Source organism: Streptomyces noursei (assembly GCF_001646665.1).
In the GTDB taxonomy this organism is placed as follows: Bacteria; Actinomycetota; Actinomycetes; order Streptomycetales; family Streptomycetaceae; genus Streptomyces; species Streptomyces lavendulocolor.
Genome location: NZ_LWBU01000158.1, coordinates 46,304 through 63,790 on the forward strand (window position 1 = coordinate 46,304; position 17,487 = coordinate 63,790).

Annotated in this window: 15 protein-coding genes and 2 tRNA genes; 8 read left to right on the forward strand and 9 right to left on the reverse strand. The window is 73.7% G+C overall.

All coding sequences use genetic code 11. The annotated features are described in order from the left end of the window. Window positions 1–142 precede the first annotated feature (142 nt). The 3 genes from A4V12_RS12325 (at window position 143) to A4V12_RS12335 (ending at window position 2,748) form a co-directional block, all read left to right on the forward strand. Window positions 143–733, forward strand: coding sequence for a lytic polysaccharide monooxygenase auxiliary activity family 9 protein (locus A4V12_RS12325; RefSeq protein ID WP_064069344.1), 591 nt, complete (start codon window positions 143–145; stop codon window positions 731–733). 129 nt (window positions 734–862) lie between these two features. Continuing rightward, entirely contained in the window at window positions 863–2,116 is a 1,254-nt protein-coding gene (locus A4V12_RS12330; protein WP_064069345.1) for a sensor histidine kinase, read from the forward strand. Beyond that, window positions 2,095–2,748, forward strand: coding sequence for a response regulator (locus A4V12_RS12335; protein ID WP_064069346.1), 654 nt, complete (start codon window positions 2,095–2,097; stop codon window positions 2,746–2,748). The genes A4V12_RS12330 and A4V12_RS12335 overlap by 22 nt, the downstream gene beginning before the upstream one ends. Window positions 2,749–2,906: 158 nt before the next feature. On the opposite strand, the gene A4V12_RS12340 is transcribed toward A4V12_RS12335, so the two are convergent. The 4 genes from A4V12_RS12340 to A4V12_RS12355 all read right to left on the reverse strand — a co-directional run bounded on the left by A4V12_RS12340 (window position 2,907) and on the right by A4V12_RS12355 (window position 6,525). Continuing rightward, window positions 2,907–2,980, reverse strand: a tRNA-Lys gene (locus tag A4V12_RS12340). 86 nt (window positions 2,981–3,066) lie between these two features. Next, window positions 3,067–3,825, reverse strand: coding sequence for an IclR family transcriptional regulator (locus A4V12_RS12345; protein ID WP_064069347.1), 759 nt, complete (start codon window positions 3,823–3,825; stop codon window positions 3,067–3,069). Window positions 3,826–4,184: 359 nt separating this feature from the next. Next, window positions 4,185–5,582, reverse strand: a complete 1,398-nt coding sequence (locus A4V12_RS12350) for an amidase (RefSeq protein ID WP_064069348.1) — start codon at window positions 5,580–5,582, stop codon at window positions 4,185–4,187. Further along, the gene (locus tag A4V12_RS12355; RefSeq protein ID WP_064069349.1) at window positions 5,575–6,525 is read right to left on the reverse strand and encodes a D-2-hydroxyacid dehydrogenase; all 951 of its coding nucleotides are present in this window, start codon (window positions 6,523–6,525) and stop codon (window positions 5,575–5,577) included. Before A4V12_RS12355 ends, A4V12_RS12350 begins: the two co-directional genes overlap by 8 nt. Before the next feature lie 285 nt (window positions 6,526–6,810). Here A4V12_RS12355 and A4V12_RS12360 point away from each other — a divergent pair, with 285 nt between their 5' ends. The 3 genes from A4V12_RS12360 to A4V12_RS12370 all read left to right on the forward strand — a co-directional run bounded on the left by A4V12_RS12360 (window position 6,811) and on the right by A4V12_RS12370 (window position 10,925). Further along, on the forward strand, window positions 6,811–7,530 hold the full coding sequence (locus tag A4V12_RS12360; RefSeq protein ID WP_064069350.1) for a maleate cis-trans isomerase family protein: 720 nt from the start codon (window positions 6,811–6,813) through the stop codon (window positions 7,528–7,530). Window positions 7,531–7,608: 78 nt separating this feature from the next. Next, window positions 7,609–8,757 (forward strand): LLM class flavin-dependent oxidoreductase, encoded by a 1,149-nt coding sequence (locus A4V12_RS12365; protein WP_079137026.1) that lies wholly within the window; start codon window positions 7,609–7,611, stop codon window positions 8,755–8,757. A gap of 500 nt (window positions 8,758–9,257) precedes the next feature. Further along, window positions 9,258–10,925, forward strand: coding sequence for a glycosyl hydrolase family 18 protein (locus A4V12_RS12370; protein ID WP_064069351.1), 1,668 nt, complete (start codon window positions 9,258–9,260; stop codon window positions 10,923–10,925). A gap of 62 nt (window positions 10,926–10,987) precedes the next feature. Here the strand turns inward: A4V12_RS12370 and A4V12_RS12375 are convergent, their stop codons facing one another. Continuing rightward, on the reverse strand, window positions 10,988–11,392 hold the full coding sequence (locus A4V12_RS12375) for a nuclear transport factor 2 family protein (protein ID WP_064069352.1): 405 nt from the start codon (window positions 11,390–11,392) through the stop codon (window positions 10,988–10,990). Between the two features lie 92 nt (window positions 11,393–11,484). Here A4V12_RS12375 and A4V12_RS12380 point away from each other — a divergent pair, with 92 nt between their 5' ends. Further along, the gene (locus tag A4V12_RS12380; protein WP_064069353.1) at window positions 11,485–12,405 is read left to right on the forward strand and encodes a LysR family transcriptional regulator; all 921 of its coding nucleotides are present in this window, start codon (window positions 11,485–11,487) and stop codon (window positions 12,403–12,405) included. 27 nt (window positions 12,406–12,432) lie between these two features. Here the strand turns inward: A4V12_RS12380 and A4V12_RS12385 are convergent, their stop codons facing one another. Next, entirely contained in the window at window positions 12,433–14,298 is a 1,866-nt protein-coding gene (locus tag A4V12_RS12385) for a putative bifunctional diguanylate cyclase/phosphodiesterase (protein WP_064069354.1), read from the reverse strand. A 342-nt stretch (window positions 14,299–14,640) separates the two neighbouring features. Here A4V12_RS12385 and A4V12_RS12390 point away from each other — a divergent pair, with 342 nt between their 5' ends. Then, complete coding sequence (locus tag A4V12_RS12390) at window positions 14,641–15,882, forward strand: M6 family metalloprotease domain-containing protein (protein WP_079137001.1); 1,242 nt, start codon at window positions 14,641–14,643, stop codon at window positions 15,880–15,882. Window positions 15,883–15,982: 100 nt separating this feature from the next. Here A4V12_RS12390 and A4V12_RS12395 read toward each other — a convergent pair. The 3 genes from A4V12_RS12395 to A4V12_RS12405 all read right to left on the reverse strand — a co-directional run bounded on the left by A4V12_RS12395 (window position 15,983) and on the right by A4V12_RS12405 (window position 17,421). After that, window positions 15,983–16,056 (reverse strand) — tRNA-Lys (locus A4V12_RS12395). Next, window positions 16,047–16,709 carry a bifunctional DNA primase/polymerase gene (locus A4V12_RS12400; RefSeq protein ID WP_064069356.1) on the reverse strand — a complete coding sequence of 221 codons (663 nt, stop codon included), beginning with the start codon at window positions 16,707–16,709 and terminating at the stop codon, window positions 16,047–16,049. Before A4V12_RS12400 ends, A4V12_RS12395 begins: the two co-directional genes overlap by 10 nt. Before the next feature lie 361 nt (window positions 16,710–17,070). After that, a complete protein-coding gene (locus A4V12_RS12405) occupies window positions 17,071–17,421 on the reverse strand; it encodes a hypothetical protein (RefSeq protein WP_064069357.1) in 351 nt (116 codons plus the stop codon). Between the last annotated feature and the right edge of the window lie 66 nt (window positions 17,422–17,487).

A 17,487-nucleotide genomic window follows, 5' to 3' on the forward strand; every position in this document is an offset into this window, starting at 1 on the left:
TTGGTATGGACATGTTCAACTCGCGTCCATACATTGGAACTTGGTCTAGACCGGATCGACCGTGCGGTCACCAGCCGCACCACCCCCGCACGCGTGCAGCACGGCTCATCGAACTCCCCCACGTTCTGTCAGGAGCGACAGCATGCGACACAAGATAGGCGCGGCCGTGGTGGCCCTCGGCGTGGCCGGGGTCTCCCTCGTGGCCACCGGCAGCGCCAGCAGCCACGGCTACACCGACTCGCCCATCAGCCGCCAGAAGCTCTGTGCCAACGGCACCGTCTCGAACTGCGGCAACATCCAGTGGGAGCCGCAGTCGGTCGAGGGACCCAAGGGCTTCCCGTCCGGCGGCCCCGCCGACGGCCGGATCTGCGCCGGCGGCAACGGGCAGTTCGCCCAGCTCGACGACCCGCGCGGCGGCGGCTGGCCCGCCACCAGGGTGACCGGCGGTCAGAGCTTCACCTTCCGCTGGCAGTTCACCGCCCGGCACCGCACCACCGACTTCAAGTACTACATCACCAGGAACGGCTGGAACCAGAGCGCGCCGCTCACCCGCGCGGCCCTGGACCCCCAGCCGTTCCTCACCATCCCCTACAACGCCCAGCAGCCGCCGTCCACGCTCTCCCACCAGGGCACCATCCCGAGCGGGAAGACCGGCAAGCACCTGATCCTGGCCGTCTGGACGGTCGCGGACACGACGAACGCCTTCTACGCCTGCTCCGACGTGCAGTTCTGACGGACGGCGTGCGACCGTCGCGCAGGTGACGGCGGACGGCCGCCGCGCAGGTGGTGGGGCCTGCCCCACCCCGCGTACACCCGCTGGGGCCATGGTGGCGCCGAGAGCCCGGCACCTACCGTGATCCCCATGGATCCCCGTACGCCCTGGCAGGCCCTGACCAGGGGTGACTACCTGCGCGGCGGCTGGCCCTGGCGGTCGGCCGGCTACCTGGCGAGCGGCGTGCTCGTCGGGCTGCCCCTGCTGGCCGTCCTGCTGCTGCTGGCCGTCTTCTCCCTGGTCCTCGTCGGCCTGCCGCCGCTGCTGCTCCTCGGGGTCGCCCTCGGCGGCGCCGAGCGGCGGCGGCTGCGGCTCGTCGACACCGAGCCGGCCGCGGACCCGCACCGGACGCCCGACGAGCCCGGCCTCCCGGCCTGGCTGCGGCTCCGGCTGCGGGAGCAGGCCACCTGGCGGGAGCTGGCGTACGCGCTGCTGCACGGCTGCGTGCTCTGGCCCCTGGAACTCCTCGCCCTCGCCGTGGCCCTGGGCGGGCCGCTCGCCCTGCTCGCCACGCCCGCGCTCCTCGCGCTGGACGGGCAGGAGGTGCGGGTGCTGAAGGGCCCGCTCGTCACCACCTACCCGGGCGCCTGCGCGGCCGCCCTGTGCGGGCTGCTCCTCCTGCCCGCCCTGCTGTACGGGCTCGGCGCCCTGGCCGGCGCCCGCGCCGCCCTCGCCCGGATGCTGCTGGCCCCCCGGGACGCCGAGCTGCGGCGCCGCATCGGCGAGGTCACCCGCTCCCGGGCCCGCCTGGTCGCCGCCTTCGAGGCGGAGCGTCGCCGGATCGAGCGCGACCTGCACGACGGGGCCCAGCAGCGGCTGGTCGCCCTCACCATGACCCTCGGGCTCGCCCGGCTCGACGCCCCGCCCGGCCCCCTCGCCGACCGGCTCGCCCAGGCCCACGACCAGGCCGGCCGGGTCCTCACCGAGCTGCGCGAGCTGATCCACGGCATCCACCCGCAGGTGCTGACCGACTACGGCCTGGACGCCGCCCTGACCGACGCCGCCGACCGTTCGGCCGTACCGGTGGACACCGACATCGAGCTGCCGCGCCTGCCACCGCCGGTCGAGAGCGCCGCGTACTTCGCGGTGTGCGAGGCGCTCGCCAACACCGGCAGGCACAGCGGCGCGTCCCGCGTCCGGCTGACCGCCCGCCACACCGGCACGCTGCTGCGGATGGAGGTGCGGGACGACGGCACCGGCGGCGCCGACCCCTCGGGCGGCACCGGCCTCACCGGTCTGGCCGACCGCATCGCCGTCCTCGATGGCAGACTGACGATCACCAGCCCGACGGGCGGGCCGACCGTACTGCGAGTGGAGATCCCGTGCCGACCCCTCTGCGGATAGTCCTGGCCGAGGACAGCGTGCTGCTGCGCGAAGGGCTCACCGGGCTCCTCCTCCGCTTCGGCCACGAGGTCGTCGCGGCGGTCGGCGACGCGGCCGCCATGCGCGGGGCGGTCGCCGAGCACGACCCGGACATCGTGGTCACCGACGTCCGGATGCCGCCCGGCTTCCAGGACGAGGGGCTGCGCGCCGCCGTGGCGCTGCGCGCCGAGCGCCCCGCACTGCCGGTGCTGGTCCTCAGCCAGTACGTGCAGCGGGCGTACGCCGCGGAGCTGCTGGAGTCGGGCGACGGCACCGGCGTCGGATACCTGCTCAAGGACCGGATCGGCCAGGTCGAGGAGTTCGTGGACGCCCTGGCCCGGGTCGCGGCGGGCGGCACGGTCGTCGACCCCGAAGTGGTGCGCCACCTGCTGCGCCGGCACCGCGACCCGCTGGCGGCGCTGACCCCGCGCGAACGCGAGGTGCTGGCCCTGGTGGCGGAAGGCCACTCGAACGGGGCGATCGCCCGCCGGCTGGTGGTGAGCGAGGCGGCGGTCGGCAAGCACATCGGGAACATCCTCGGGAAGCTGGACCTGCCGCCGGCCGGGGACACCCACCGCCGGGTCCTCGCGGTCCTGGCCTTCCTCCGCGCGTGAGACCGCGGGTGGAGCGGCGAGCGGAACGGGGCGTGTACGGCCGGTGCCCGCCGCCCGCCCCGTACGGCCGGGCCGATTTCGGCCCCGTGATCCCGGCCCCGTGATTCCGTGGACGTACGAAAAAGCCCCCCGCTTCCGCGAGGGGCTTTTCCCGTCTGTGCGCCGCCAGGGACTCGAACCCCGGACCCGCTGATTAAGAGTCAGCTGCTCTAACCAACTGAGCTAGCGGCGCCTGCTGACAGAGTTAATACTACCTGGCCCGAGGGGCGCTTCCGACCAACCGGCCGTGATCCGGGTCACAGTGCGCGTCCCGGAGGTTTAGAGCGCCAGCGACAGCACCACCGGCGCGGCTCTGCGGTTCAGTGTGTCCGCCGCCGAGCGGAGCCGGTGCGCGTGCTCGATGGGGAGCGAGAGGGCGAGGCAGCCGACCGCGGAACCGGCCGTCAGCGGCACGGCCGCGCAGACCGTGCCCACCGCGTACTCCTGGAGGTCCAGGACCGGGACGGTCGGGGGCTGGCTGTCCAGCTTGGAGAAGAGCACCTTCTCGCTGGTGATCGTCCGCGAGGTCAGCCGCGCGATCTTGTGGCGGGACAGGTGGTCGCGGCGGCCGTTCTGGTCGAGCTGGGTCAGCAGGCACTTGCCGACCGCGCTGGCGTGGGCCGCCGAGCGGAAGTCGACCCACTCGTTGACCTTCGGCGTGTGCGGGCCGTCCGCCATCTGGGTGATCTTGACCTCGCCGTCGATGTACCGGCTGATGTAGACGGCGGCACCGACCGAGTCGCGCAGCTCGGTGAGGGTCTCCTGCAGCTTGGTCTCCAGGGCCTCGCGGCGGGTCGCGCCGGAACCCAGCAGCACCAGGGAATCACCCACCACATAGGCGCCGTCGCTGACCTGCTCGACGTAACCCTCGCGGCGCAGCATGAGCAGCAGCGGGGTCAGGTGGCCGGCCGGGAGCCCCGTCTCGCGAGCGATCTGGACGTCGGTCACCCCGCCGCCGTGCCGTGAGATCGTCTCGAGGACGCGCAGGGCGTACTGCACCGAGTGGAACGGCGCGGTCGGCTCGGGCTTCAGCGCCACGGTTTCCCCCTACCAGGTTGTGACCGCAAGCTTCCGTACCACGATAGCGGCCAAGAGCCGTTTCGTGGGCTCCTGTTGACAAGAAACTGCCCGGCCCCATGCGCGTACGCTGGGGCGGGACACACCGGCATATGACAGAGGCAAACTTCCCGCCGGTAACGTGAGGTCAGAGCACCGCGCCGAGGAAGTCGCGGGTCCGCTCGTGCTCGGGCGCGGAGAAGTTTTTCTCCGGCGAGCCGGACCAGATCGCCTTCCCGCCGTCGCACATGCGGACCTCCCGGCATGTGCCCGCGAGTTGGCCGACCGATCCCCGACCGCGGCCCGCTGCCCGCGGCCCGCCGGTGCGGCCGGACATCCCACTAGGGCTGCGGGGCGCCCGCCGCGCCGCACTCGTACAGCGCGTGCGCCGCCCGCAGCACCAGGTCGTCCCGGTGGCGGGCGGCCACCAACTGGAGCCCGACCGGCATCCCCTCGTCGTCGACACCCACCGGGACGGACGCCGCCGGCTGCTGCGTCAGGTTGAAGGGGTACGTGAACGGCGTCCACGCCGTCCACCGGCGCGCCCCCTCCGGCGCCTCCACCCCCGCGTCGAACGCGGCCAGCGGCAGCGTGGGCGTCACCAGCACGTCGTACGAGGAGTGGAACCTGCCCATCCGGTGCCCCAGCGACGTCCGCACGTCCACCGCCGCCAGGTACTCCAGTGCGCTGTACCGCGCCCCCCGCTCGGCGACCTCCCGCAGCCCCGGGTCCAGCAGCTCCCGCCGCTCCCGCCCCAGGCGCTGCACCAGCCGGGCCGCGCCGCTGAACCACAGCGTGTGGAACGCGTCCACCGGGTCCGCGACGTCCGGATCCGCCTCCTCCACGTACGCGCCCAGACCCGCGAGCCGCTCCACCGCGGCCCGCACCAGCGCCGCCACCCCGGGCCGCACCGCCACCTGCCCGCCGAACGACGCCGAGTACGCGACCCGCAGCCCCTTCACGCCCTCCCGCAGCGCGGCGCCCACCGGACGCGCCGGGCCGAGGTGCGACCAGTCCCGCCAGTCCTCCCCGCTGATCACGTCCAGCAGCAGCGCCGCGTCCGCCGCGTCGCGGGCCATCGGCCCCGTGTGCGACAGCGTGCCGAACGGACTGGCCGGATGGACCGGAACCCGCCCGTACGTCGGCTTCAGACCGAAGACCCCGCAGAACGAGGCCGGGATACGGATCGAGCCGCCCCCGTCGGTCCCGAGCGACAGCGCTCCCGCCCCCAGCGCCACCGCCGCCGCGCTGCCGCCGCTGGAACCGCCCGCCGTCCGGGACGGGTCGTGCGGATTGCGGGTGACGCCCGACAGCGGCGAGTCGGTGACGCCCTTCCACCCGAACTCCGGGGTCGTCGTCTTGCCCAGGAACACCGCCCCCTCCGCCCGCATCCGGGCGACCGGCGGCGCGTCCTCGTTCCAGCGGCCCCGGGCCGGCACGGTCCGCGAACCGCGCAGGGTCGGGCCACCGGCCTGGAGGAGCACGTCCTTGACCGTCACCGGCACCCCGTCGAGCCGCCCCACCGGCTCCCCGCGCCGCCACCGGCGCGCCGAGGCCGCCGCGGCCGCCAGCGCCTCCTCCGCGTCGACCCGCACGAACGCGTTCACCAGCGGCTCCACCGCCTCGATCCGGTCCAGAGCCGCGCGCACCGCGTCCACCGGCGTGAAGTCGTCCCGGGCGTAACCGTCGAGGAGCTGCCGGGCGGACAGGTCCGTCAGGAACGTCGTCGGCTCAGTCATGCACGGGTACGTACCCACGTTCCTTGTCGACCACGTTCGGCAGCGGCCGCCCGGCCGCCCACAGCTCGAACATGTCCACGAACTGCGCCCCCAGCCGGTCCCGCCAGCCCACCGTGTCCCCGCTCATGTGCGGCGAGACGATCAGCCCCGGCACGTCCCACAGCGCACTGTCCTCGCCCAGCGGCTCCTCGGCGAAGACGTCCAGCGCGGCTCCCGCGATCCACCGCTTGGTGACCGCGGCCACCAGGTCGTCCTCCACCACCAACTGCCCGCGCCCCACGTTGACGAACCGCGCCGACGGCTGCATCAGCCCGAAGCGCCGGGCGTCGAACATGCCCCGGGTCGACGTGGTGAGCGGCGCCGCGCACACCACCCAGTCGGCCCGCGTCAGCAGCAGGTCCAGCTCCTCGGCGCCGTGGACGCGCGGCCGTGCCGTCCGCCCCACGACCGCCGTCCGCACGCCCAGCGCCCGCAGCGTCGTGGCGACGGCCCGGCCGATCGGCCCCGCGCCGACCACCACCGCCCGGGTGCCCGCCACCGGCAGCCCCTCGCGGTGGTGCCAGCGCCGCTCCCGCTGCAGCTCCAGGGTGCCCGGCAGGTCCTTGGCCATCGCCAGCACCAGACCCGCCACGTACTCGGCGATGGGCTGCTCGAAGATGCCCCGCGCGTTCGTCACCACCGTGTCGGAGGCGACCAGTTCGGGGCAGAGCAGCCGGTCGACCCCCGCGCTCGGTGTGTGCACCCAGGCCGGTCGCGGCCCCGCGCCGGGCCAGGCCGCGCGGACGGCGTCCGAGGTGAAGTCCCACACCAGCAGGACGTCGGCGGACGGCAGCTCGGCCGCGAGGGAGCCCTCGTCGGCGTACCGGACCCGGACCCGCCCGGTCAGCCGGCCGAGACGGGGCGGCGGGTCGGCCCGCAGGACGAGCAGCGTCGGGGGCGACATCGGTCGGGGCGGCATCGGTCGACCACGGTGGCACCCCGGCCCACCGCCGTCAACAAGCCCCTGGGCGGGTCGCGGGAGCGGGGGACACCCGCGGTGGACACTGCCCGCCCGGAGGGCCGGGTGGGGGGTCGCGAGGACTATCCCGGGCCGGCGGGGGCAGCCGTGACGGGGCGGACCCCGCCGCGCGTCCGGCCGCCACGGGCCGTGGCGCGGCGGACCGGCGCGCGTGCGGCGCTGCTCATGAACGGGGCCGAGGACGGCCCCCGACCCCCAGGAGGGCGTGACATGACGACTGTGGGACTGCTCTACCCCGGTCACCACGCGGAGGACGACTACCCCCGCATCGAGACGTTGCTGACCGGCGTCAACGTGCCGATCGTCCACACCGGCACCGGCGAGGACGCACGCCGGGTCGACGCGCTGCTGGAGAGCGGATCGGCCGGGCGGCTCGCGGCCGGGATGGAGCAGCTGCGCCTGTCGGGCGCCGAGTCGGTGGTGTGGGCGAGCACGAGCGGATCGTTCCTGTACGGGTGGGAGGGAGCGCAGGAGCAGATCCGCACCCTGGCCGTGTCGGCGGGGCTCCCGGCGTCCAGCACCTCGTTCGGCTTCGTCCACGCGCTGCGGGAGGTGGGCGCCGCGCGGGTGGCGGTGGCGGCCACCTACCCGGAGGACGTCACCGACCTGTTCGCCGGCTTCCTGAAGGCGGCCGGCGTCGAGGTGGTCGCGTCCCGGGCGGCCGGCGTCGCCACGGCGGCCGAGGCCGCGGCGTGGGGGCCGGAGCGGGTGCTGGAGCTGGTGCGGGCGGCGGACCGTCCCGGCGCGGAGGCCGTCCTCGTACCGGACACGGCACTGCACACCGTGGGGTGCCTGCCGGAGCTGGAGGCCGCGGTGGGCAAGCCGGTGCTCACGGCGAACCAGGTGACGGTGTGGGAAGGGCTGCGGCTGGCGGAGCGGCGCGGGGCGTGGTCGGCGGACCTGGGGACGCTGTTCGCCCGCAAGGAATAAACGGAGATAACCTCCTGTTACCGGTGGCCGTATGTGTTTCCCGTGCAGGAAGGTCCACCGGTGAGCGACGACGACGCGATGCGAGGCAAGGGTACGGGCCCGGGCGAGGCCCCCGGTGCGGACGTGCGCCCCGGCGCCGGCGAGATCCGGGGCGCGGACGCCGTCCGGGGCGCGGCGAGCGGGACGGCGCCCGTCCCCCTGTCCGTACTGGACCTGGTCACCGTCGGCAGCGGCCGCACCGCCACACAGGCCCTCGGCACCAGCGTCGCCCTCGCCCGCCTGGCCGAGCGGCGCGGCTACCACCGGCACTGGGTCGCCGAGCACCACTCCATGCCCGGCGTCGCCTCCTCGTCGCCGGCCGTGATCCTCGCGCACCTCGCCGCCCACACGTCGCGGATCCGCCTCGGGTCCGGCGGCGTCATGCTGCCCAACCACGCGCCCCTCGTCATCGCCGAGCAGTTCGGCACCCTGGAGGCGATGGCGCCCGGGCGGATCGACCTCGGCCTGGGGCGCGCCCCCGGCACGGACGGTGCCACCGCCGCCGCGCTGCGCCGCACCGACCGGCTGAGCGAGGGCGCCGACGAGTTCCCGGAACAGCTCGCCGAGCTGGTGCGCTTCCTCGACGACGACTTCCCCGACGGCCACCCCTACGCCCGGATCCACGCCGTACCGGGGCCCGTGCAGGGACCGAAGGGGCGCCCGCCCGTGTGGCTGCTGGGCTCCTCCGGGTTCAGCGCGCGCCTCGCGGGGATGCTCGGCCTGCCGTTCGCGTTCGCCCACCACTTCTCGGCGCGGAACACCGTTCCGGCGCTGGAGCTCTACCGCGACTCCTTCCGGCCCTCGGCCGTGCTGGACGCGCCCTACACGCTGATCGGCGTCTCGGCGCTGGCCGCGGACGACGAGCGCGAGGCGCGCCGGCAGGTGCTGACGGGAGCGCTGTCGATGGTCCGGCTGCGCACCGGGCGGCCCGGCCTGATCCCGACGCCCGAGGAGGCGGAGGCGTACGAGTTCAGCGCCGTCGAGCGGGACTTCGTGGACGGCTGGCTGGCGAACGTGGTGCACGGTACGCCGGACGCGGTCCGGGACGGACTGGACGGGCTGCAGAAGCGGACGGGCGCGGACGAGCTGATGATCACGGCGAACGCGCACGGGGCGGAGGCGCGGCTGCGGTCGTACGAGCTGATCGCCGACGTGTACGACCTCCCGGCGGTCGCGCCGCGGGCCTGACCGCCCGCTGAGTGCCCGGCCGGGTGGTTCGTGCCCCCGCCGGGTGGCCAGTGCCCCGGTCGGGGTGCCGGTCCGGTGGGCGGCACCGGTGCGGCGGGTGGTGGGGTGTGGCCCCTCCGGGCTCGCCTCCTCGGGGCCGGCGGCCTTGGGTCACGGGATCGAGAGCCCACCCCTCGCCGCCAACCCCTGCGGGGGCGACCCTGCACGGCCCCACCCCGGGCCGTCGCCCGGCCGCGGGTGGGTCGGGGCGGGATGCGGCCCCGGGCGGGGGCGGGTGGTTCTCGCTCGGGAACGGGCGCACAAGGTTCCTAAGACAGGCTTAAAGGGCTTGTCATGGGGGGCGCGGAAGGGTCCCTTCGCGGTGGACACCCCTGGTGACAAGGGGTTTTGGTGAAGCATTGGTCTAGTCCTCATTTGGTCCGGACCATTGACGCGGTGTTCACGCGGCGGCTATCACTTCTCCAACTCCCGTACCGCACACCCCCTCCCGGAGGCCGCACGTGCACCACCGCAAACCCCTCATCGCCGCGCTCACGAGCGTGGTGCTCGCCGCCGGGGCGCTGGCAGCCGTGGGTGGCACGGCCACCGCGCAGCCCGCCGCGCCCTCCTCGGGCGGGGTGAAGATCGCGTACTACGACCAGTGGAGCGTGTACGGGAACGCCTTCTACCCCAAGCACCTCGACACCCGGGGGATCGCCGGCAAGCTGGACGTCATCAACTACTCGTTCGGCAACATCCACCCGACCGAGCTGACCTGCTTCGAGGCCAACAAGGCGGCGGGGGACGACAACAACCCCAACGCCGGTGACGGCGCGGGCGACTCGTACGCCGACTACCAGCGGTCCTTCTCGGCGGCCGACAGCGTCGACGGGGTCGCCGACAAGTGGGACCAGCCGATCGTGGGCGTCTTCAACCAGTTCAAGGAGCTGAAGGCGAAGTACCCCAAGCTCAAGATCAACATTTCGCTGGGCGGGTGGACGTACTCCAAGTACTTCCACGACGCGGCGAAGACCGACGCGAGCCGCAAGAAGTTCGTCGCCTCGTGCGTCAAGCAGTACATCGCGGGCGACCTGCCGGTCGAGGGCGGCTACGGCGGACCCGGCACGGCCGCGGGCATCTTCGACGGCATCGACATCGACTGGGAGTACCCCGGCTCGCCCGACGGGCACCTGGGCAACCACTACGGGCCCGAGGACAAGCAGAACTTCACGCTGCTGCTCGCCGAGTTCCGCAAGCAGCTCGACGCGTACGGGGCCGCGCACGGCGGGAAGAAGTACCTGCTGACCGCCGCGCTGCCGGCCGGGCAGGACAAGATCAAGCACATCGAGACCGACAAGATCGGCGCGTACCTCGACTACGCGAACATCATGACGTACGACATGCACGGCGCCTGGGACGGCGACGGGCCCACGTACCACCAGTCGCCGCTGTACTCCGGCGCGGGCGACCCCACCGACCCGATCAAGCCGGGCACCGAGAAGTACTCGGTCGACAACGCCATCGACGCCTGGATCGACGGCAAGCCGGCGTACGGCATCGCGGGCGGCTTCCCGGCGAACAAGCTGACGCTCGGCTACGAGTTCTACTACCGGGGCTGGAAGGGCGTCCCGGCCGGCGCGAAGAACGGCCTGGCGCAGAGCGCGACCGGGGCCTCCGCCGCCCGGCCCGTCAGCCAGCAGGCCGGCATCGCGCACTACAAGGAGCTCGGCGGCATCGTCGACAACCCGGCGACCACCTTCTGGGACGACGAGGCGAAGGCCGCGTACTTCTACAAGGACGGCGAGTTCTTCACCGGCCTCGACAAGCGGGCGATCCAGGCCCGCGCGGACTACGCCCACGACCGGGGCCTGGCCGGCGCGATGATGTACTCCCTGCTCGGGCTGGACGAGCGGACCACGCTGCTGAACGACATCGTGGCGGCCGTCGGCTCGTCCCCGGTGGACCCCGACCCGACCCCCACGCCGACCCCGACCCCGACTCCCACGCCGACCCCGACGGACCCGCCGGCCGGGTGCGCCGCGGCCGCCTGGTCGCCGGCCGCGGAGTACACCGGCGGTGCGCAGGTCTCCCACAAGGGGCACACCTGGAAGGCCAAGTGGTGGACGAAGGGCGAGGAGCCCGGAACCACCGGTGAGTGGGGCGTCTGGCAGGACCTCGGTTCCTGCTGATCCCCCGACCCCCCACCCGCCCGCCCCTGTCCGGCCTCCCCCGGACAGGGGCGGGCGGCGTCTCAGCCGTTGTCCACGAGCACGTGGAAGAACTCGTCCACGGCCGCCTGGTCGGCCGGGAAGTGCCGGATCTCGGCTATCCGCCCCTCCTCGATGCGGAAGACCAGCACCCAGTCCATGTCGATGTCGCTGCCGTCCCCCCGGTGGCTCACACAGTGGTGGACCTCCACCACGTGGTTCTCGTCGGCCCCCGCGTACCAGACGTCGGCCGAGAAGTCCCCGGTCGCCAGGCCTTCGAGGTACGTCGTGATCCCCTCCGGGCCCCGGTGGCTGCCGGCCAGCGGGTGGTCGCCCGGCACGTGCCACACCGCGTCCGGCGCCAGCACCGCCTCGCGCAGGCCCTCCAGGTCCCCGGTGGCGTAGCCGGCCCAGAAACGCCTGATCAACTCGATGTTGGGGTTGGTCATCTCAACTCTTCCCGGCTAGCGGCTCCTTGTGCCATCGAGCATCCTGCTGCCCGGCGCCGCCGGTCCAATACGTGGATCCATAACCTTGTGGCATGGACGTCGACACCCGGCTGCTGCGCTACTTCGCCGCCGTCGCGGAGGAGGGCCACCTCACCCGTGCCGCGGAACGGTTGTTCATCTCGCAGCCCGCGCTGACCAAGCAGATCAGACAGCTCGAAGCGCTGCTGGGCACCGAGCTGTTCGTGCGCTCCCGCAACGGCATGGCCCTCACCGAGGCGGGCGCCGCGCTCGCCGCCGCCGTCCCCGGCGTGCTCGGGGCCTGGGACACCGCGCTGCGCACCACCACGGCCGCCGCCGAGCGGGCGGCGCGGGTGCTGCGGGTGGGGTTCGTGGCGTCCGCCGCCAACGAGCTGACCCAGCGGATCATCGCGGAGTTCGCCCGCCGCCGCCCCGGCTGGCGGGTGCGGATGCTCCAGACCGGCTGGGAGGACCCGACCGCCGGGCTGGCCGGCGGCGAGGCGGACGTGGCGCTGCTGCGGCTGCCGTTCCCCGGCCAGGAGGACCTGGGGGTGGAGGTGCTCCTCACCGAGGACCGCTGGCTCGCGCTGCCGGCCACCCACCGGCTGGCCGGCCGCGAGGTCATCGACTTCTCCGACGTCCTCGACGAGCCGTTCGTCGCCACGCCCGAGGCCTCCGGCTGGTGGCGCGACCACTGGCTGGCCGTCGAGGAGCGGGGCGGGCACCCGGTGACGGTCGGCGCGGTGGCGAGCAACCCCGACGAGTGGCTGAACGCCATCGCGAACGGCTACGGCATCAGCCTCACTCCGGAGGCCACCGCCCGCTTCTACCGGCGCCCCGACGTGGTCTACCGGCCGGTGCGCGGGGTGAGCCGCAGCCGGGTCGGCGTCGCCTGGCCCCGTACTGGCGAAGTGCCCGAGGTCGTACGGGACTTCGTGCGCAGCGCGCTGCTGGTGAGCGGCGACGGGGATGCCGCGCGCGGCGGTCCGGGCTGACGCGAGGGGCGGCGGGGGTGCCGCGCGTCAGTCCGGGCCGACGCCGATCAGCGCCGCGATGCGCTCTGCGGTGACCGCCCGGGAGTACAGCCAGCCCTGTCCCGTGTCGCAGCCGATGCGGCGCAGCCGGGCCGCCTGCCCCGAGGTCTCCACGCACTCGGCGGTGACGGTGAGCCCGAGCCGGTGCGCCAGCTGCACCAGCGCCTCGACGATCACCTCGTCGGCCGGGTTCGGGTGCTCCTCGTCCTGGAACCCCCGGACGAACGACCCGTCCAGCTTGAGGACGGAGACGGGGAGGCGGCTGAGGTAGGCGAGGTTGGAGTAACCGGTGCCGAAGTCGTCGATGGCGATCCGCACGCCCATGTCGCTGAGCGCCTGGAGGGCCTGCAGCGGTCGTCCCGCCGAGCCCATCACCGCCGACTCGGTCAGCTCCAGCTGCAGCAGATGCGGGGCGAGGCCGGTCTCGGCCAGGATCTCGGCGACGTCCGCGACCAGGTCGGAGTCCCACACCTGGCGCACGGCGACGTTGACGCTCACGAACAGCGGCCGCTCGCCCGGGTGGTCCAGCTGCCACTGCCGGGCCTGCCGGCACGCCGTGCGCAGGACCCAGCGGCCCAGCTGGACGATCGACCCGTCCTCTTCAGCAATTCCGATGAACCGATTCGGCGCCAGGGGGCCGAACTGCGGGTGGTTCCACCGGACCAGCGCCTCCACCCCCCGTACGGTCCCGTCCGCCATGCCCACCAGCGGCTGGTACTCCAGCGCGAACTCGCCCCGCTCGACGGCCGGGCGGAGGGTGGAGGAGAGCGACTGCCGCGTCATCCGGTGCGCGTTGCGCTCCGGGTCGAACAGCGTCCAGCGGGCCTTCCCGTCGGCCTTGGCCCAGTACAGCGTGGTGTCGGCCGCCTGCATCAGGCCGTTGACGGTGGTGCCGGCGGCGGCCCGCTCGACGACGCCGATGGACGCCGAGACCGAGAGCCGCTGCCCCGCCAGGTCGAACGGCTGCTGTACGGAGGCGAGTACGGACCGGGCGAGGTCGGCGAGCTGCTCGGTGCCGGTGGAGTCCTCGACCAGGATGGCGAACTCGTCACCGCCCAGGCGGGCCACCAGGTGACCCCCGTGGCGGGTGTGGCCGTCGCCGTCGGCGCACTCGGTGAGCCGGGTCGCCACGGCCGCCAGCAGCCGGTCGCCGACGCGGTGCCCGAGGGTGTCGTTGACCGCCTTGAACCCGTCCAGGTCCAGGTAGCACAGGCCGATGCGGCCGGTGCCGCCGTCGTCGTACGAGGAGTTCTCCAGCGCGGAGGTGAGCCGCTCGAAGAACAGGGTGCGGTTGGGGAGCCGGGTGACCGGGTCGTGCATCTGGAGGTGGCGCAGCCGCGCCTGGAGCTGGCGCCGGTCGCTGATGTCCGCGATCGAGAGCAGCACGCCCCGGCTGGGCGTGACCGGCGCGACGGTCACCTCGGCCCACAGGGACCGCCCGTCGGGGTGTTTGAGCCGGCGGGTGCAGCGGAATCTGGAGCGCCGGCCGCGCAGCACCTCGTGGTAGGCGTGCCAGGTGCGGCTGTCGGACGCCAGGTCCACGAGGTCGGCGGCGGCCTGCTCGCGCAGGGACGCGGTGTCGGTGCCGAGCAGAGCGGCGAGGGCTTCGTTCGCGGTCACCACGAGCCCGTCGGGGTCCACCACCGCCATGGCGATGTGGGCGGCGTTGAAGGCCGCGCGGTAGTCGGCCGGGGCGTGTGCGCCGGGTGCGCCGGGCGTCTTCGCCGGGAGGCGGGCGACGACGGGCGAGTGGCGTGGTTCACCGACAGTTTCATTACTCTCTGTGACCGGTCGTGAGGCGGTTCCGGTCGATGAGACTGCCGCAGCTCCCGGTCCTTCGGAGGTTCCGTTCACGGCTCGCTCCCGCAAGGCAGTTGTGACGCACAGATGTGGTCGGGATGGGTCGGCCAGGAAAGTGTGCCGATCATAGAGGCTCTCGCGGCGGCCGTTCCAGCGCCGACGCCGCATGAGGCGCATGGGGTTGCTGTGGGGAATCCGCCGCCGCCGGGCGGCCGATCGTTTCTGCACGGGTGTGGCGGGGCCCCGTTCTGCCATGACCGGTTGTGACTTTCCGTGAACTTCCCGGACCACCGCGGCGGGTCGCCCACTCACCCGAGTGGGGCAGCGGAACAGGGCGTATCACCACAAAACGCTCCAGGGTGGTGAGACGTCCCGTATGTCGTACCGGAGGTCGACGTGGAGCGTCAGCAGACACCCGACGGAGTGGAACGCCGCAGTCTGCGTTCCACCGCCGCGGCCCTCTTCGCCCTCTGCTCGCTCGCCGCCACCGGTCTCGTCGCCGGCCCCGCGAGCGCCGCTCCCGCCGCGGGCCCGTGCGCCCTGCCCCGCACCGACGCCCACCACTCGCTCGGACTGGACACCTGGAACGCCGCCTATCCGCGACCCGTCCGCGAGCTCGACGCACTCATGGTCTTCCTGTCGTTCCCCGACTCCCGGCCGCTGGCCGCCCCCGACGCGCTGGCCGCCGACTACTTCCCCGCCACCAGCCACTTCTTCCGGCGTGCCTCCTACGGGAAGTTCACCCTGCGCCCGCATCCGCGGCGCGAGTGGATCCGGATGCCGCGCCCCTCGACCTCGTACGCCATACGGCGGGACTGGGAGCCGGAGCGGCGCGCCGCCTACCTCCGCGACGCGCTCGCCGCGGCCGACCCGGTGGTCGACTTCTCGCGGTACGACATCGTCTACCTGGTCGCCGATCCGGACGCGCCCGGCGTCGACTCCGACGCCACCAAGGTGGTCAACTTCAGCACCCCGCTGTACGCCGACGGTGCCGAGATCAAGCGGATCGTCACCGTGTTCGAGCGGCACCCCCCGGACCGCAACGTCCTCGCCCACGAGACCGGTCACGTCTTCGACCTGCCGGACCTGTACCACCGCCCCATGGACGGCAAGGGCGACTGGGACACCCATGTGGGTGACTGGGACGTCATGGGCAGCCAGTTCGCCCTGGCGCCGGAGCTCTTCGGGTGGCACAAGTGGAAGCTGGGCTGGCTGAACCGGCGCGAGGTGCGCTGCGTCGGCGAGCCGGGCGGCAGCCGCTTCACCCTGGAGCCCTTGGCCGCGGCGCCCGAACGGGGCACCTCCGTCGGCACCCGGCTGGCGGTCGTCAGGACGAGCGGCTCCAGCGCGCTGGCGATCGAGGCGCGCGGGGCGGCCGGCAACGACCACGGGACCTGCACCGAGGGCGTGCTGATCTACCGGGTCCGCAACGACGCGGTGTCGGGGGCCGGCCCCGTCGAGGTGATCGACACCCACCCCTCGACCGGTGCCTGCTGGGACCGGTCGGTCTACCCGCCGCTGGCGGACGCGCCCCTGGGCGTGGGGGAGACGTTCACCGTCCCCGGCGAGAACGTCCGGGTCGAGGTCGCCGACCGGACGCGGACCGGCACCTGGACGGTGCGGGTGACCGTGCCGTGACGCCATGCCCGGCGGCACGGCACCGGGCATGGGCGGCGCCCCGTGATTCCGTGGGCGTACGAAAAAGCCCCCCGCTTCCGCGAGGGGCTTTTCCCGTCCGTGCGCCGCCAGGGACTCGAACCCCGGACCCGCTGATTAAGAGTCAGCTGCTCTAACCAACTGAGCTAGCGGCGCCTGCTGACGTCGTAGACATTAGCACCCTGGTCGGCGGGAGGAAAAATCGAAACCTTAACGCCCGTGGACGCCCCGGTGCGGGCCGCCCGGACACAGGCCCAGAGGACGACCTCGGGCCCCGGCAGCCAGGGGTGCCGGGTGTCCGGGGCCACCAGCCAGCGCGGCGCCGAGCCGTCCGCGGACCCGGACGTGAGCGGGGGCACCGTGACCGCGTCCCCCGTGCCGTGGCAGAGCAGGGGCGGCACGGCCTGCCCCCACTCCTCCCAGCGCAGCAGGGACGGCAGCCGGTGGGCCGTGCCGGGGGCGGTGAACAGCAGCAGCCGCCCGCGGTGGACGGCGACCGGGCCCGACCCGGGGCCCTCGTCCCACAGCCGGTCGAGCATGCGGCGCCCGAAGACCGACTCGACGCTCACGACGTCGAAGGCCGAGCCGCACGGCAGCACCGCGGGCGCGGCTGGCCGCGATTCCCACAGGGCGAGGGTGGACCGGGGGTACGCGGCGGCCGACGCGAGCCAGTCGGCCCCGTCCGCGGTGACCTGCGCGGTGTGATGACGTCCCTCGTCGCGCAGGAGGCGGAAGACGTCGGAGCGGCTCTCGTCGGCGACGCGGGGAGCCGGGCTCAGGGGGGTCTCGTCTCGCAGCCAGGTACTCATACCGAACACATCTACCGGCGGTCACGGCACCGCTGCGGGGAGTTGCGGGAAACCGGGACGGGGAGGGGCGGGCAGGAGTATCTTGCCGCCCGGCATATGCCATGTCGACTGGCCCCGGGCAGCCCCGGGAAGCGGGCGTGTCAGAGGGCGGGCCGTTCGTCCGCCACCGCGGGGCTGACTCGCCCGCCGGGGCCGTACGGCGCCGGCGCGAGATCGCCGGGGACCCCGTGCCGGGCCGACAGAGGCCTGGCTCGCCCACCGCTCACCGGCCACGCCCCAGCCGCGGCTCCCGACGCCCGAGAGGTGCCGGCCCGAGGACGTGCCGCCGGCCGTGCCGATGGGGCCCCGGGGCGGCGGGCGGCTACTCGTCCTTCGCCGGGCCGCCGGTGCGCAGGAGGTCGCGGCCGAACTCGATCATCTTCTTGGCGTAGTCCTCGGTCCAGTCCGCGCGCGCGGCGATGTCCACCGCCGTCAGCCGGTCGAACCGCCGCGGATCGGCCAGCTGCGCGGCCGCCACCGCCTGGAACTCCACCGCCCGGTCGGTGGCCGCCCGGAACGCGAGCGCCAGCTCGGTGGACCGGGCGAGCAGTTCCCGGGGGTCCTCCATCGACTCAAGGTCGAAGAAGTGCTCCGGGTCGGACGCGGCCTCAGCCGGCTCGAAGAGCAGGGGCGCGGGTCGCAGCCGCCGCTCGCTCCGCTCGGTTTCCGCCATGAACGTCTCCTCTTCGCACGACGAGCTTCCCCCACCCGCGGGGACGCCCCCCGTCGCGATGGACCA